Origin of the sequence: Halovivax gelatinilyticus (genome assembly GCF_024300625.1) — an archaeon.
Classification (GTDB): Archaea; Halobacteriota; Halobacteria; order Halobacteriales; family Natrialbaceae; genus Halovivax; species Halovivax gelatinilyticus.
Genome location: NZ_CP101322.1, coordinates 2,829,099 through 2,843,895, shown reverse-complemented (window position 1 = coordinate 2,843,895; position 14,797 = coordinate 2,829,099). Strand labels below are relative to the sequence as shown.

15 protein-coding genes are annotated in these 14,797 nt (G+C 65.4%); 10 read left to right on the top strand and 5 right to left on the bottom strand.

Annotated elements, in window-relative coordinates:
- Positions 1–81: 81 nt before the first annotated feature.
- The 5 genes from hutU to NKH31_RS13495 all read left to right on the top strand — a co-directional run bounded on the left by hutU (position 82) and on the right by NKH31_RS13495 (position 6,267).
- Positions 82–1,818 (top strand): urocanate hydratase, encoded by a 1,737-nt coding sequence (gene hutU / locus NKH31_RS13515; protein ID WP_254862318.1) that lies wholly within the window; start codon positions 82–84, stop codon positions 1,816–1,818.
- Positions 1,818–2,807: a formimidoylglutamase gene (hutG, locus tag NKH31_RS13510; RefSeq protein ID WP_254862317.1), complete on the top strand. Its 990-nt coding sequence runs from the start codon at positions 1,818–1,820 to the stop codon at positions 2,805–2,807. Before hutU ends, hutG begins: the two co-directional genes overlap by 1 nt.
- Positions 2,800–4,059 carry an imidazolonepropionase gene (gene hutI / locus NKH31_RS13505; RefSeq protein WP_254862316.1) on the top strand — a complete coding sequence of 420 codons (1,260 nt, stop codon included), beginning with the start codon at positions 2,800–2,802 and terminating at the stop codon, positions 4,057–4,059. The genes hutG and hutI overlap by 8 nt, the downstream gene beginning before the upstream one ends.
- Entirely contained in the window at positions 4,052–5,656 is a 1,605-nt protein-coding gene (gene hutH, locus NKH31_RS13500) for a histidine ammonia-lyase (protein WP_254862315.1), read from the top strand. The genes hutI and hutH overlap by 8 nt, the downstream gene beginning before the upstream one ends.
- A gap of 83 nt (positions 5,657–5,739) precedes the next feature.
- Entirely contained in the window at positions 5,740–6,267 is a 528-nt protein-coding gene (locus NKH31_RS13495) for a DUF5813 family protein (RefSeq protein WP_254862314.1), read from the top strand.
- Positions 6,268–6,301: 34 nt separating this feature from the next.
- On the opposite strand, the gene NKH31_RS13490 is transcribed toward NKH31_RS13495, so the two are convergent.
- Both NKH31_RS13490 and NKH31_RS13485 read right to left on the bottom strand, forming a co-directional pair.
- Entirely contained in the window at positions 6,302–6,532 is a 231-nt protein-coding gene (locus NKH31_RS13490; RefSeq protein WP_254862313.1) for an Lrp/AsnC family transcriptional regulator, read from the bottom strand.
- On the bottom strand, positions 6,532–7,227 hold the full coding sequence (locus NKH31_RS13485) for a potassium channel family protein (protein ID WP_254862312.1): 696 nt from the start codon (positions 7,225–7,227) through the stop codon (positions 6,532–6,534). The genes NKH31_RS13490 and NKH31_RS13485 overlap by 1 nt, the downstream gene beginning before the upstream one ends.
- 147 nt (positions 7,228–7,374) lie before the next feature.
- On the opposite strand from NKH31_RS13485, the gene NKH31_RS13480 reads away from it, so the two are divergent.
- On the top strand, positions 7,375–7,605 hold the full coding sequence (locus NKH31_RS13480; RefSeq protein WP_254862311.1) for an Lrp/AsnC ligand binding domain-containing protein: 231 nt from the start codon (positions 7,375–7,377) through the stop codon (positions 7,603–7,605).
- A gap of 11 nt (positions 7,606–7,616) precedes the next feature.
- Here NKH31_RS13480 and tmk read toward each other — a convergent pair whose 3' ends face one another.
- The gene (tmk, locus tag NKH31_RS13475) at positions 7,617–8,216 is read right to left on the bottom strand and encodes a dTMP kinase (protein ID WP_254862310.1); all 600 of its coding nucleotides are present in this window, start codon (positions 8,214–8,216) and stop codon (positions 7,617–7,619) included.
- Between the two features lie 158 nt (positions 8,217–8,374).
- Between tmk and NKH31_RS13470 the strand changes: the two genes are divergently transcribed.
- The 4 genes from NKH31_RS13470 (at position 8,375) to cofG (ending at position 12,658) form a co-directional block, all read left to right on the top strand.
- A complete protein-coding gene (locus NKH31_RS13470; RefSeq protein ID WP_254862309.1) occupies positions 8,375–9,283 on the top strand; it encodes a complex I NDUFA9 subunit family protein in 909 nt (302 codons plus the stop codon).
- Between the two features lie 266 nt (positions 9,284–9,549).
- Positions 9,550–10,734, top strand: coding sequence for a tubulin/FtsZ family protein (locus NKH31_RS13465; RefSeq protein ID WP_254862308.1), 1,185 nt, complete (start codon positions 9,550–9,552; stop codon positions 10,732–10,734).
- 73 nt (positions 10,735–10,807) lie between these two features.
- Positions 10,808–11,446: a 2-phospho-L-lactate guanylyltransferase gene (gene cofC, locus NKH31_RS13460; RefSeq protein WP_254862307.1), complete on the top strand. Its 639-nt coding sequence runs from the start codon at positions 10,808–10,810 to the stop codon at positions 11,444–11,446.
- Between the two features lie 48 nt (positions 11,447–11,494).
- Entirely contained in the window at positions 11,495–12,658 is a 1,164-nt protein-coding gene (cofG, locus tag NKH31_RS13455) for a 7,8-didemethyl-8-hydroxy-5-deazariboflavin synthase subunit CofG (protein WP_254862306.1), read from the top strand.
- Positions 12,659–12,711: 53 nt separating this feature from the next.
- On the opposite strand, the gene gvpH is transcribed toward cofG, so the two are convergent.
- Positions 12,712–13,173: a gas vesicle protein GvpH gene (gvpH, locus tag NKH31_RS13450; protein ID WP_254862305.1), complete on the bottom strand. Its 462-nt coding sequence runs from the start codon at positions 13,171–13,173 to the stop codon at positions 12,712–12,714.
- Positions 13,174–13,331: 158 nt separating this feature from the next.
- Positions 13,332–14,651 carry a M48 family metallopeptidase gene (locus NKH31_RS13445; protein WP_254862304.1) on the bottom strand — a complete coding sequence of 440 codons (1,320 nt, stop codon included), beginning with the start codon at positions 14,649–14,651 and terminating at the stop codon, positions 13,332–13,334.
- Between the last annotated feature and the right edge of the window lie 146 nt (positions 14,652–14,797).

Below are 14,797 nucleotides of genomic sequence, written 5' to 3'. Positions count from 1 at the left end.
CGTTCGGCGGGTTGTGTATTTAAATCCACCTCCGCACGGTGGGTGACGAGGTTTCGAGTTGGCCGGTAGAGACAGTTGTATATGACGCAGTTTACCGAGTCGTTCGACAGGGGAGAACCGAGCGACACCTGGGAAGCGTATCGCGGCGCGCGGACCGGAACCGAGATCGAGTGCGTCGGCTGGCGGCAGGAAGCCGCATTGCGTATGCTCAACAACAACCTCGACCCCGAGGTCGCCGAGAACGCAGCGGACCTCGTCGTCTACGGAGGGACCGGACGCGCAGCGCGAAGCTGGGACGCCTACGACGCGATCGTCGACGAGTTGCGAGAACTGGCCGACGACGAAACGCTTCTCGTCCAGAGCGGAAAACCCGTCGGACGATTTCGAACGCACGAGCGCGCACCGCGCGTCCTCATCGCCAATTCGAACCTCGTCGGCAAGTGGGACGACTGGGAACACTTTCACGAGTTAGAGGCCGAGGGAAAGATCATGTACGGTCAGATGACCGCTGGCTCCTGGGCGTACATCGGAACGCAGGGGATCATCCAGGGCACCTACGAAACGCTCGCAGCGCTCGCCCGCGAGGAGTACGGAACCGACGACCTCGGGGGGCGGATCGTGGTCACGGGCGGACTGGGTGGGATGGGCGGCGCGCAACCGCTCGCCGTGACGATGAATAACGGCGTGTGCATCGCCGCCGAAGTCGACGAGTCGCACATTGATCGCCGAATCGAGACGGGCTACTGTCAGGAGAAGACCGACGACGTAACCGAAGCTATCGAGCGGGCCGAGGAGGCGGCCGCCGCGGGCGAACCCTACAGCGTCGGCGTCCACGTCAACGCCGCCGACTTGCTCGAAACGATGCTCGAGCGGAACTTCGTTCCCGACGTCGTCACCGACCAGACGAGTGCCCACGACGCCCTCGAAGGGTACTACCCGTCCGGCTACACCGTCGACGAGGCGGACGACCTCCGCGAGGCGGATCCCGACGCGTACCTCGAAGCGAGCCTCGACACGATGGCTCGCCACGTCGAAACGATTCTGGCGATGCAAGATCGCGGGGCGATCGCGTTCGAGTACGGGAACAACATCCGCGGGCAAGTTCAGGACGAACGAGGAGTCGATACCGCGTTCGACTTCCCCGGGTTCGTCCCGGCTTACATTCGTCCGCAGTTCTGTCAGGGACGCGGTCCGTTCCGGTGGGCCGCCCTCTCTGGGGACCCCGAGGACATCTACCGCACCGACGAAGCCGTCCTGGAACTGTTTCCCGAGAAGGAGTCGCTCCGTCGGTGGATCGAACTCGCCCGAGAGCAGGTCCAGTTCCAGGGGCTCCCGTCGCGAGTCTGCTGGCTCGGATACCGCACCGACGAGGACGGCCTCACCGAGCGAGCCCGGTTCGCCGTGCGGATCAACGAACTCGTTCGCGAAGGGGAGATCTCGGCGCCGATCGTCGTCACGCGAGATCACCTCGATGCGGGCTCGGTCGCGAGCCCGAACCGCGAGACTGAGGCGATGCGAGACGAGACGGACGCCGTCGCGGACTGGCCAATCTTGAACGCGCTGGTCAACTGCGCCGCGGGCGCGGACATCGTGAGCGTCCACGACGGCGGTGGCGTCGGGATCGGGAACGCGCTGCACACGAACAACCACGTCGTCCTCGACGGAACCGAGCGAGCGGCGGAAACCGCCGAACGGGTGTTTACGACCGATCCAGGAATGGGCGTTATCCGCCACGTCGACGCGGGATACGACGACGCGCTGCGGACGGCCCGCGAGTCGGACGTGGCGATCCCCATGGACGACGGGGGTGACGAGTGATGGCCGAGGCCGCGATCACCGATCCAGACGGCTGGCGTTCGCCGTCGACCGATCCGAGCGACGAGACGTTCGGAGACGTGGTCGAACGGACGTCGCTCGACGAGTGCGGTTCGTACGACGCGGTGTTGCTCGGCGAACCGTACGACGGCGCAGTCATCGGCCGTCGTGGGGCGCGAGAGGGACCGGCGGCGATCCGCGACGCGCTAGCCGGCGTCAAGAGCCACCACATCGAGGCGGGCCCGGTCGGGTCGATCGGCGACCTCGGCGACGTGCGGTGGCCGACGAATTCGGTGTCGGTCGACGATCGAGACGACGTCGACGCGGTGCAGTCGCTCACCGAGTCGGTGACGGCGACGGTACACGACGCGGATACGCTGCCGGTCTTTCTCGGCGGGGACAACTCGCTCACCGTCGCGAACGTCTCGCCCCTGCTCGAGTCAGGGTCGGTCGGCGTGATAAACTTCGACGCCCACCTGGACGTTCGCGAGCCGATCGATGGACCGACGAGCGGGACGCCATACCGGCAGCTGATCGACAGCGGACTCGACGCCTACGCCGTGGTCGGCGCGCGCCACTTCGAGACGTCCTCGACCTACGTCGAGTGGCTCCAGGCCGAGGGCGGAGCGATCGTCACGGCGGAATCGGTGGGAACCGACCGCCACGCGGCGCTCGATCGAGCGAAGCGGGCGCTCTCCGGCGTCGATCACCTCTACGTCAGCGTCGACGTCGACGTCCTCGACGCGCCGGCCGCACCGGGAGTCAGCGCGCCCACGCCGGGTGGCCTCAGCGCGCCCGACCTCTTCGCGTGCGTACGCGAAGTCTGTGCTAGTACTCGGCTCGCCGGATTCGAGATCGTCGAATGTGCCCCGAGTCACGACGAGGGCGACCGAACCGCCCGCGCGGCGGCCCGAACGGTCGCGCACGCGCTCGCGGGGTACGGTGCCGGAGACGCGGTGGGTTCCGACGACGGAGGGATCCGTCGTGCCTGAACTGGACGCGGTGATCTACGACGCGGCGGAGATCGTCGTCGGCCCCGAGCCGTCGGGAGGCGATTCGAAGAGCCTTCAGCGGTACGAAGACGCCGCAGTCGCGATCGTCGACGGCGTCGTCGAGTCGGTCGGAACGTCGGAGGCGGTCATCGCCGATTTCCCGCCGGAGAACGCGACGACGGCGATCGACGCCGCGGGAAAGAGCGTCATCCCCGGCTTCGTCGACTCACACACTCACGCCGTCTTCGCCGGCGACCGGTCCGACGAGTACGCCGCTCGACTGCGTGGGGCGGACTATCAGGAGATTCTCGCCGAAGGCGGCGGAATTCTCCGGACCGTGAGAGCGGTTCGCGACGCGAGCGACGATCAGCTCTTGGCGAACCTGCAGGCAGAGCTCGACGTCGCGCTCGAACACGGGTCGACGACGGTCGAAGTCAAGTCGGGCTACGGTCTGGACACAGAGAGTGAACTCAGACTCCTCGAGGCGATCGATCGAGCGGATCGGTCGCACCCGGTCGACGTCGTCGCCACGTTCATGGGGGCACACGCGATTCCCGACGACGAGGACGCAGCCGGTTACACCGAACGCGTGATCGACGACCAGCTCCCGGCGGTCGCCGAGCAGGGAATCGCCACGTTCTGTGACGTCTTTTGCGAGGAGGACGTCTTCACTCCCGCCCAGAGTAGACGCGTCCTCACCGCCGGTCGCGACCACGGGCTGGTTCCGAAGATTCACGCCGAAGAGTTCGCTCACACCGGTGGTGCCAGGGTGGGTGCAGACGTCAGCGCGGCGAGCGCAGATCACCTGCTCCAGGCGACGGAAGACGATGCCGAGGCGCTGGCGGATGCGGGCGTCGTCGCCACGTTGCTTCCGGCGGCGGCCTTCTCGCTCGATACCGACTACGCCGACCCGGCCACGTTCGAATCGGCGGGTGCGACGGTCGCGCTCGCGTCCGATTTCAACCCCAACTGCCACTCGCAGTCGATGGGGTTTACCGTCGCGCTCGCCTGTTCGAAGATGAAAATGACCCCCGAATCGGCGCTCGCGGCCGCCACCCACGGCGGGGCCGCGGCGCTGACCCACACCGATGGGGCGGGCGGGCCCGTCCCAGCAAAAACCGGAACGCTCCGACCGGGGGCACCGGGAGACGCGCTGGTGTTAGACGCCCCGAGTCACGTTCACGTTCCGTACAGTTTCGGCGTCAACCGCGTCGAAACCGTCCTGAAAGGAGGTGATCGAGTCCATGGGTGAACGCGGATCGAACGATCCCGTCCGGATCGACGGGGAGACGCTCACGCCGAGGGACGTCGAGCGAGTCGCCAGATTCGACGCCCCGGTTACGGTGACCGACGAGGCTCGCGAGCGGGTCGAACTCGCGCGCGAACGAATCGCGGACGTCGTCGCCTCCGGGGAGCCCGTCTACGGCGTCAACACCGGGTTCGGTGAACTCGTCGACGAACAGATCCCGCCCGACGAACTCGAGCGACTGCAACACAATCTCCTCCGGAGTCACGCGAGCGGTGCCGGCGAACCGCTCGAGCGCGAAGCCGTCCGCGCGATGCTGGTAACGCGGTTGAACGCGCTCGCGAAGGGCTACTCAGGGGTGCGACCGATCGTCGTCGACCACCTCGTGACGATGCTAAACGAGCGGATCCACCCGGTCGTCCGGTCGCGGGGCAGTCTCGGCGCGAGCGGCGATCTCGCACCGCTCGCCCACATGGCGCTGGTCCTGATCGGCGAGGGCGAAGCGATCGTCGAACCCGACGACGCCGGAGACGGTAACGCGACGCGCCGGCACCCCGGTGACGAGGCGCTCGCGACGGCGGGACTGGACCCGTTATCGCTCGCGCCGAAAGAAGGACTCGCTCTCATCAACGGGACGCAACTCACGGTCGGCCTGGCCGCCCTCCTCACCGTCGACGCCGAGCGAACGGTTGAGGCTGCCGACGCAGCCGGCGCACTCACGACCGAAGTGACGATGGGATCGACGGTTCCATCACACCCCGCATTGACCGCGGTTCGACCCCATCCGGGACACGAAGAGAGCGCCGAACAGATACGCGCGCTCACGGCGGATTCTGAGATCGTCGAATCGCATCGTAACTGCGACCGCGTACAGGACGCCTACTCGCTTCGGTGTCAACCACAGGTCCACGGGGCCGTACGGGAAGCGCTTTCGCACCTGCGCGAGGCGGTCGAGCGAGAACTCAACAGCGCGACGGACAACCCGCTCGTCTTCGATGCGGACGACGCCGACCCGCGAGCCAGCGGCACCGATCGAGCGGCCGTCCTCTCGGGTGGAAACTTCCACGGCGAACCGCTCGCGCTCCGGCTGGACTACGCGACGTCCGCGCTGACGGAACTCGCGGCCATCAGCGAGCGACGCATCGATCGAACGCTCAACCCGAACCTCCAGGAACCACATCTTCCCCCGTTTCTGGCGGTCGAAAGCGGCGTCGAGTCGGGTTACATGATCGCTCAGTACACCGCCGCGTCGCTCGTCAACGAGAACCGGTCGCTGGGGCGGCCATCGATGGACAACACGCCCGTCTCTGGCGGACAGGAAGATCACGTCAGTATGAGCGCCCAGTCGGCCGCCCACGCGAAGACCGCGCTCGGCAACGCTCGGCACGTGATCGCGACGGAACTCTGTACGGCCGCCGAAGCCGCCGAGTACGTCGACGACGCGCTGACACACGGACGCGGAACGGGTGCGGTGTACGATCTCGTTCGCGACGTTGTCCCCCCGCTCGACGGCGACCGGCCGCTGACCGACGACGTCGAAGCGGTCGCCGAATTGATCGCCGACGGCACTGTGGACGACCGCATCGACTCGGCGCTCGAGTAGACCCAACGCGAGTGTCCGGTCACTCGCAGATCGGCACGACGACGGCGTAACGCACTTTTCGACGCGGCCCGTCGGTTCACTCGATGACTACTGACGAGTACGCAATGGCCGACGCCGTCGAGCGCGCACTCGACACGCACGACGCGTTCGAACCGGGAGCGGACGGATACGTCCTCGAAACGACCGTCTTCGACGTTTCGGTGACCGCGACCGCCGCGGAGGGAGAGCGCGACGGCGCGTTCGAGGTGACGGTCGTCGTCCCGACGCTCTCGGCGGCCGCCGTCGATCACGTGGCGGAGATCGTCGAGACCGACTGGGCGGAGACGTTCGAACGCCACGTTCAGGACGCCTTCACGGTCGCCCGAACCAGTACCCACGACGAGCCGGTCGTCGAACGAACCGACGACTCGCTTCGGGTGAAACTCGCCTTCACCGCGTGGGACGCCACCGAAGGAGTGTCTGACGCGAAAGCGCTCGCCGAGTACGTCGAAGGGACGTACGCGCAAGGACTCATTCCTGGGTACGAGTACCGAGGCCCGGCGCGGTCGCTACAGACGAACGCACAACAGAGAGGGCAGGAACCCGTCGATGGCGGTGGGCCACCGCTGTAAGGGTCAGTCCGGTTAGCCCATCGCAATCGCCTGTTCAACCCATCGCGATGTACGTCTGCGTCCCTTCGACACCGTCTATGCCCTGAATTTTGGTCGCGGAGATGTCCTTGACCGCTGCCGGATTTGCTACGTCGGTCTTCGCGATTAGATCGACGTCACCCGCGACAATGTGCGCGGAGACGACGCCGTCGATCGCCTCGATCTCCTCCTGAAGTCGATCCGCCTCGCCGGTGTTCGCTTTGATCATGACGAACGCAGTAACCATCAGTTGACACCTCCAGCGCCGACCGCGTGCGGTTTCGTCGGATCGCCGACGACGATCTGTCTGACGTCGCCCAGGACGGCGAAGTCAGTGAGAACTACTAGCCGGTCGTCGGTTTCGAGCGCCTCGTCAGCGTCGGGTATCTGAAACGGCGAACCGTCCTTGCTCATCGCGAGGACGGTGGCGTCGGCCGGAAGCTGCAACTCGCTAACGGTGTAGCCCTCGACCGGCGCCTCGGACGTGATCGTGAGTTCGACGATCTGGAGGTGCTGGGCGATGTCGGCGATCGCCCGTATCGTGCCGCCGAGCAGCGCGTTCTTCGCGCCGATGGCGCCGAGGCGCTCGGGGTAGATCACCTCGTCGACCTCGTCTGCGTACTTTCGGTAGATCTCCTCGCGGTAGTCGTCGTCGATCCGCATGACCGTTCGACAACCGCGGTGTGAACCGATCATGCAGGCGGCGAAGTTGACGTTTAAGTCTCCGGTGAGCGCCCCGACGGCGTCGGCGTCGTCGATCCCCGCCTCCGCGAGAATTTCTTCACGCGAGCCGTCGCCAGCGACGACGTCGAACTCGGCCGCCTCCGCTCGTCGGCGTGTTGGCTCGTCCAGTTCGATCAGCGTCACCTCGTGGCCCTCTTCGCGGAGGACGCGCGCGGTGCGCAATCCGACTCGACCAGCACCCACGATAACAAACCGCATGCGAAGGGGTACGCCGTCACCCGTTAATAACGTTACCCCGTTCTCCAGAGTCGGCATCCGCGGGCAGAACGCGGCTGGTTCGATCGATGGAAGTGTCTCCGTGAGCGGGGGAACACTTTAGTCGTGTTACAGTGTACCACAGCCCCGATGGTTCACGCGTTCATCATGGTAAAGACCTCCGCCGGAACGTCGGAAGAGCTCCTGGCGTCTATTACGGAGGTGGAGTCGGTCGAAGGGGCCCACATCGTCGCCGGCGAGTTCGACATCATCGCCGAAGTCGACGCCCCCGAAGTCTACGACGTGCTCGAAGCCGTCTCGACGGGCGTACAGACGCGAGACGGTGTCATCGAGACGAAAACGTACATCGCGCTGGATTGAGTTCGATCGGCTCAGGTCGAATCCGACATCGAACGGTGGACCTCGTCCATAATCTCGATCACCCGATCTATGACGTCCTCCGGCGGCTGTGAGGCGTCGATCGTGACGAACCGCTCCGGTTCTGCCTGACGAAGGCGGTCGTAATTTTCGTGAACGTGCGAGAGAAACGACACCCGCTCGAACTTGTTTGTCACACCGGCACGACTCGCGCCGGTTTCGGGATCGACGTCGAAGTAGAGCGTGAGATCCGGTTCGATCGTAAACGCGGTGTGTATCCCTCGAACGTACTCCATCGGTCTGACGACCTCACCGTCGAGCGTCGCCCCCTGATAGGCGTACCGGGAGTCGGCGTACCGATCGGAGATGACGATATCGCCCCGTTCGAGCGCGGGTTCGATCACGCGAGTGAGGTGGTCTGCGTGATCGGCCGTGTACAAGAAGAGTTCGGCGAGCGGATCGGCGTCGTCGTCCTCGATCGACCGGTAGACGGCCTCGCCGTACCACGAATCCGTCGGTTCGCGCGTGAACGTCGCCTCGGGGTACTCCGCCTGCAGGGCCTCCCACACCGTCGTTTTGCCGCTGCCATCGATGCCCTCGAGCGTGACCAGCATGGTCTCGACTCACACCGGCGACTACAAGGAAGTGTCGAGAGCGAACCGTTCGTGGCGAACGCGTCGAACGCGACACGATCCGCTCGTAGCGACGGGCCCACAGGTTTCACTGACCGCTCGACCAACGTATATCACGCGCGACGCCGTATACCAGGGATATGGACGTACTCGTCGCCGGCGGCACCGGGTTCATCGGAACGGCCCTCTGTGAACAGCTGGCAGAACGCGACCACCGCGTCACGGCGATGGCCCGCGATCCGAGTGGGACGTCGCTTCCGAACGCGGTCGACACCATCGCAGGCGACGTCACCGACCCCGACTCGATACCGGACGCGGTCGACGGTGTGGACGCCGTCGTGAATCTCGTCGCGCTATCGCCGCTGTTCCAGACGCCCCGCGGCGCCACGCACGCGTCGGTCCACCTCGGGGGCACCAAGACGCTGGTTTCGGCGGCCGAAGACGCCGGAGTCGGTCGGTTCGTACAGATGAGCGGCCTCGGAGCCGATCCCAGCGCGCCGACCGCTCACCTTCGTGCGAAGGGGCGAGCAGAGGCGGTTGTCACGGAGAGCAGCGTCGAGTCGGTCGTCTGCAGACCGTCGGTCGTCTTCGGCGAGGGGAGCGAGTTTCTCTCGTTCGTCGAGCTGACGACGACGCCGTACGTCACGGCCCTTCCCGGCGGCGGCTCGATGCGGTTCCAACCGATCTGGATCGGCGACCTCGCGCCGATGCTAGCAGACTGCGTCGACGGCGATCACGCCGGCGAGACGTACGAACTGGGCGGGCCGGAGGTGTGCTCGCTTGCGGACGTCACCCGACAGTTCTACGCGGCCAGAGGGCAATCGGTCCGGATCGTGCCAGTTCCGACAGTCCTCTCACGCATCGGACTGGCGGCCGCGGGCCCGATACCGTTCGTGCCATTCAGTCGGGAGCAAGCCAGAGCGCTCTCGGTCGACAACACCGTCACCTCGAACGACGTCACAGCGTTCGATGTCGACCCCGCCTCGCTTCGAACGCTCAAAACGTACTTCGAGACACCCGAACAGGGTCGTGAACTGGCCGCCGAGTGATGGACAGAAATGGCCGCTGGTGATGGAATCGGCACGGCCCAAGGCGAGTTACCCCCTCTTCAAGCCTACACTACTTTCCCCGAACCTATTTCAACCACCGACAGTGCTGGAGATATATCCGCCGATGTGATCGATAATTTTAGATTTTATCACGTCGCCGTCTTGCGATTGTTGGCGATACCCCAGCAAACGTGAAAGTCTTTCAGACACAAAGTTTATATTCTTCTTTCCACTGGTCTCTATCCAACGGAGCCCCCAGAAAACCAATGAAGCTGGCGATGATCGGATTCGGACAGGCTGGAGGAAAAATCGTCGATCGATTCCTCGATTACGACGATCGAACGAACAGCGGTATCGTCCGCGCGGCGATCGCCGTCAACACCGCGAAAGCGGACCTCATCGGCCTCGACCGAATTCCCCAAGAAAACCGTGTACTGATCGGTCAGGCACGTGTGAAAGGACACGGCGTAGGAGCGGACAACGAACTCGGCGCGGAAGTCGCCGAAGAGGACATCGACGAGATCCAGAACGCGATCGACTCGATCCCGACCCACGAAGTCGACGCATTCCTGGTCGTCGCCGGCATGGGCGGCGGAACCGGCTCAGGCGGCGCGCCGGTGCTCGCAAAGCACTTAAAACGGATCTACACGATCCCGGTGTACGGCCTCGGCGTCCTCCCGGGAACGGACGAGGGTGGCATCTACACGCTCAACGCGGCCCGCTCGTTCCAGACGTTCGTCCGCGAGGTCGACAACCTGCTCGTCTTCGACAACGACTCCTGGCGAAGCGCCGGCGAGTCCGTCGAAGGCGGCTACGACCAGATCAACGAGGAGATCGTCCGACGGTTCGGCGTACTCTTCGGTGCCGGCGAGGTGCAGGCCGGCCAGGAGGTCGCAGAGAGCGTCGTCGACTCGTCCGAGATCATCAACACGCTCTCGGGCGGCGGCGTCTCGACGGTCGGCTACGCCTCCGAAGAGGTGGAACTGAACAACACGGGCGGGCTGCTCTCTCGCTTTACCGGCGGCTCCAGTTCGCCGAGCGGGACCGACCTCGACGCGGCGAACACGACCAACCGCATCACCAGTCTCGTCCGGAAAGCCGCCCTGGGTCGACTCACCCTACCCTGCGAAATCGACGGCGCCGAGCGCGCGCTGCTCGTTCTCAGCGGTCCTTCCAACCACCTAAACCGGAAGGGCATCGAGCGCGGCCGCAAGTGGCTCGAAGAGGAGACGGGCAGCATGGAAGTCCGCGGCGGCGACTACCCGCGTCCGGTCCCCGAGGTTTCGGCGTCGATCCTGCTCTCGGGCGTCACGAACGTCCCGCGGATCAAGCGCCTCCAGCAGGTCGCCATCGAGGCCCAGGACAACATGGACGACATCCAGGCCGAGAGCGAGGAAAACCTAGAAGAACTCGTCGAAGAGGACGCAGACGACCTCGAGCCCCTGTTCTAACTCCGATCGCGATTCGCACTCGTTGCGAGTAGCTGACGACGCGTTTTTGGTTCGGTATCGACGAAGTGTCCACATGGAGGTTCTTGTCCCGTTCTCGACGGAATCGCCGAAGAGCCGGTTGGAACCGGTTCTCTCGGAGCGTGAGCGACGGGACTTCGCCCGAGCGATGGCAGCGGACGTCGTCGAGGCGATCGAGGCTGCCGGCCACCATCCGCACATCCTCTCGACCGGGCAAATCGACGTCGACGTTCCGGTGACGGTCGACGAGCGACCGCTCACCGACGCCGTGAACGCGCGGCTCTCGGCCCACGTCGACGCGCGCGGTTCCGATGGAGGGCCGGAGATCGCCGTCGTCATGGCCGATCTGGCCATCGCGACGCCGTCGGTGCTCGAACGGCTGTTCGAGACGCCGGGAGACGTCGTCATCGCACCCGGTCGAGGTGGTGGAACCAACGCGTTCGTCTCTCGACACCCAGGGTTTCGCGTCGACTACCACGGGACATCGTACCTCGATCACCGCGAGATCGCCGCCACCGTCGGAGCCGACGTGTGCGTCGTCGACTCCTTTCGACTCGCGACGGACGTCGACGAACCGGCCGACCTGGTCGAAGTGCTCACCCACGGAGACGGACGCGCACGTACGTATCTCACCGATGTTGGATTCACCCTGCAGACGACCGATGGACGCGTCAGCGCGTCCCGGCCGGAGTGAACCCGGGAACGATACCCCTTAGTGACGAGCGAGTCAAGCAATCGATCGATGATACCCGGGGCCGATGCGTACGACGTCGAACTGACGGTCGACGACGCCGACGTCGACGCGCTGTGTGCGGTCACCCCGGCGGACGTCTCCGCCCCGGACGAACTCACGTTCGCGAGAAACGTCTTCATCCCGCTGACGACGGCGTGTCGGTACACCTGCACCTACTGTACGTACTTCGACCCGCCCGGACAGGCATCGCTACTCTCGCTCGAGGAAGTCCGCGAAATCTGTCGACGAGGCGCCGACGCCGGCTGTACCGAGGCGTTATTTACGTTCGGCGACGACCCGGACGATCGCTACGCGAAGATTCACGACACGCTGGACGCGTGGGGATACGACTCGGTTCACCACTACCTTCGGGCGGCCTGCGAGGTCGCCCTGGAGGAGGGCCTGCTCCCGCACGCCAACCCCGGCGACCAGACGCCCGAGCAGATGGAACTGGTCGCAGACGTCAACGCCAGCATGGGCGTCATGCTGGAGACCACTGCCGAGGTGGACGCCCACGCGGGACCACGACGTAAAGAGCCGGGTCAGCGACTGGCGACGATCCGGACGGCCGGCGAACTCGACGTCGCGTTCACGACCGGTATCCTCGTCGGGATCGGCGAGGACTGGTACGATCGTGCCGAGAGCCTGCTCGCGATCGCCGAACTGCACGAGCGCTACGGCCACGTCCAGGAGGTGATCGTCCAGCCCGTCCGAACCAACGAGCGCTGGGACGGCGGGACGCCCGATGTAGAAACGATGCGTCGCGTGATCGCGATGGCCCGCGTGGCGCTCCCCGACGAGGTGTCCGTGCAGGCGCCGCCGAACCTGGCGCCCGTCCGCGAACTGATCGACTGCGGCGTCGACGACCTCGGCGGCGTCTCGCCGGTGACCGACGACCACGTCAACCCCGATTACGCCTGGCCCGCGCTTCGGGAGCTCGAAGCGATCGCCGAGGATGCGGGACTCCCGCTCACAGAGCGGTTGCCCGTCTACGAGCGCTTTTTGCCCGCCGAGTTGCGGTCGCCGGAGTTCGACGGGACGCCCGCGGACGGGGTTGGAACCGACTCCGCGGTGGGCGCGACTCGCGAGTGGCTCTCGCCGCGCATCGGTGCCGCCATCGAGGAAGACGACGACGCGGGTGCTCGATACCGGTCGGTCATGGGGCTCGAATGAGGAGACGTCGCTCGCTTGGAGTCAATGCGGGCTGATTCGGCCGACGTCTCGACTCAGGCGTCGGTTGGCCGCAGCCGCACCTCCAGAACGCCGTTGTTGAACCAGACGTCGGTCGCCTCCGCTTTCGACCATGGGAGGTCGACCCACGCGACGGCCTCGTCGTGGACGCCGACGACAAGCTGGTCCGCCCGCGGATCGAGACCGACCGAGACGTCGTCCACCTCGGCCCCGGGAATGTCGGCGTGGACGACGAACGCACCGCCGTCGAACCGGGTGTCGACCAGACAACGATCGGTAGTCGACGTTCGCAGCCTCTTCGTCCGTTCGCGACCGGTTCCCGTATCCAACTCGTCATCGGCGACGTCGTCCCACTCGACCGACGGCTCCGGCGGTGGGTCGCGAGTCGCCTCCACCTCGACGAGATCGCCGAGGATATCCGAGAGGGCGCGCAGCCCGACCCGGAGGTGAAAGCCCCGGCGTCCGCCGTCGGACTCGTCCGCTCGATCGTCGCTCACGTCCCGATCACCTCGGACGACTCCGAGAGTCGTTCCGAAATCATGGTATTTTGTAGCAGACGAGCCCGGTTAACCACAGTGCATACCGACGCGGACAGTCACCGCTCGCGACGGTTCGGTTTCGGTTACGCGTCCGAGTGACGAATGTCGCCTGCGATTCACTCAGAACCGACGACGTCGGTGTTCGACTGCTCGTCCACCGCGACGTCGTCGCCCATCCGCCGAATGTAGCGGATCCGTTCGGGAATCGGCGGGTGATCGTAGTGGAACGTCGCGTACAGCGGGTGGGGAAACGGATTCGAGAGGTTCTCGCCGGTGAGTCGGCTGAGCGCCTCGACGAGCGGTTCGCCGTCGCCCATGACGTCGGTCGCGAACGCGTCGGCCTCACGCTCGTGGGCGAGCGAGAGGCGGTTTTCGATCGGGCTGGACAGTTGCAAGAGGGGGCTTATCCAGAGGGCACCGACCGCGAGACCGACGTAGGCGGTCGCCGGTAGGTCGAACATCGCGTAGAGCCAGGTGGTCTCCATCAGCACCCAGAGGGCGACCAGTGCGAGCCCGATCCGCAAGAGCCCCGCCCCGAACTGCTTCCAGATGTGGGCTCGCTTCCAGTGGGCGAGTTCGTGGGCGAGGACGCTCTCTAGCTGGCGCAGTTCCATCTGCTCGACCAGCGTGTCGAAGAGGACGACCCGCTTGGTTCGACCGAAGCCAGTGAAGTAGGCGTTCGAGTGACCGGATCGCCGGCTCGCGTCCATTACGTAAACGTCGTCGCAGGTGAAGCCGGCGCGATCGAAGACGCGCTCGACGCCGTCGCGAAGCGCTCCCTCTTCGACTGGTTCGAAGTCGTTGAACAGCGGGGCGATAACGCGCGGGTAGACGACCAGCATCGAGAGCGAGAATGCGGCGAAGATGGCGAGGGCGGCCGCGGGCCAGAGCGCCGGCAGGGCGTGGATCGTCCACAGGATCGCGACCGAGAGGCCGGCGACGATGACGACCGAGAGGACGAGCCCGACGAGGAGGTCGCGGACGAACAGCGCCGGCGTCTGATTGTTGAAGTCGAAGCGTTCCTCGACCACGAACGTGTCGTAGACGTCGAACGGAAGCGACAGCGCCTGCATCCCCACCATCACGACGACGAAGAAGGCCGTTCCGGTGACGACCGAGCCGTAGCCGAGACCCTCGAACCACTCGACGAGGCTGGCGAACGCGCCCGTGTACAGCGCGAGGAGTACGACCGAGAGGACGAACCACGATTGGACCTGGCCGAGTCGCGTCTTGATTCGGTGGTAGGCGCTTACGCGATCGGGATCGTCGACGCCGAACTGGTCTGACACCCACTCGCGCTCTCGTTCGAGCGTCTCGCGACCGTGACGAACGTTGAGGGCGGCGAGCGCGCTGAAGAAGATCGACGAGCCGATCACGAGTACGAGGAAGGCGGCGTGTTCGAGCGCGTACTCGCCGATCGGAACCGGATCGAACATGTCGCTGTCTTGGTGTCGACGAGGGTAATGGTTTCGCAATCTCGCCTCGAATCGATCAGGAGAGCGCTGGCCGGTGGATCGAGCGTCGATCGCCGTCGGTGGATTCGATAGTTTGCGAATACTCGTGGGAACGAGCGTCCCACGGT

Bases quoted from the DNA above. Each gene is read 5' to 3' on its own strand.
- hutH (WP_254862315.1), top strand. From the start codon at position 4,052: ATGGGTGAACGCGGATCGAACGATCCCGTCCGGATCGACGGGGAGACG.
- NKH31_RS13490 (WP_254862313.1), bottom strand. From the start codon at position 6,532: ATGGTTACTGCGTTCGTCATGATCAAAGCGAACACCGGCGAGGCGGAT.
- hutU (WP_254862318.1), top strand. From the start codon at position 82: ATGACGCAGTTTACCGAGTCGTTCGACAGGGGAGAACCGAGCGACACC.
- NKH31_RS13465 (WP_254862308.1), top strand. From the start codon at position 9,550: ATGAAGCTGGCGATGATCGGATTCGGACAGGCTGGAGGAAAAATCGTC.
- NKH31_RS13470 (WP_254862309.1), top strand. From the start codon at position 8,375: ATGGACGTACTCGTCGCCGGCGGCACCGGGTTCATCGGAACGGCCCTC.
- cofG (WP_254862306.1), top strand. From the start codon at position 11,495: ATGATACCCGGGGCCGATGCGTACGACGTCGAACTGACGGTCGACGAC.
- NKH31_RS13445 (WP_254862304.1), bottom strand. From the start codon at position 14,651: ATGTTCGATCCGGTTCCGATCGGCGAGTACGCGCTCGAACACGCCGCC.
- hutG (WP_254862317.1), top strand. From the start codon at position 1,818: ATGGCCGAGGCCGCGATCACCGATCCAGACGGCTGGCGTTCGCCGTCG.
- NKH31_RS13485 (WP_254862312.1), bottom strand. From the start codon at position 7,227: ATGCGGTTTGTTATCGTGGGTGCTGGTCGAGTCGGATTGCGCACCGCG.
- cofC (WP_254862307.1), top strand. From the start codon at position 10,808: ATGGAGGTTCTTGTCCCGTTCTCGACGGAATCGCCGAAGAGCCGGTTG.
- NKH31_RS13480 (WP_254862311.1), top strand. From the start codon at position 7,375: ATGGTTCACGCGTTCATCATGGTAAAGACCTCCGCCGGAACGTCGGAA.
- tmk (WP_254862310.1), bottom strand. From the start codon at position 8,216: ATGCTGGTCACGCTCGAGGGCATCGATGGCAGCGGCAAAACGACGGTG.
- NKH31_RS13495 (WP_254862314.1), top strand. From the start codon at position 5,740: ATGACTACTGACGAGTACGCAATGGCCGACGCCGTCGAGCGCGCACTC.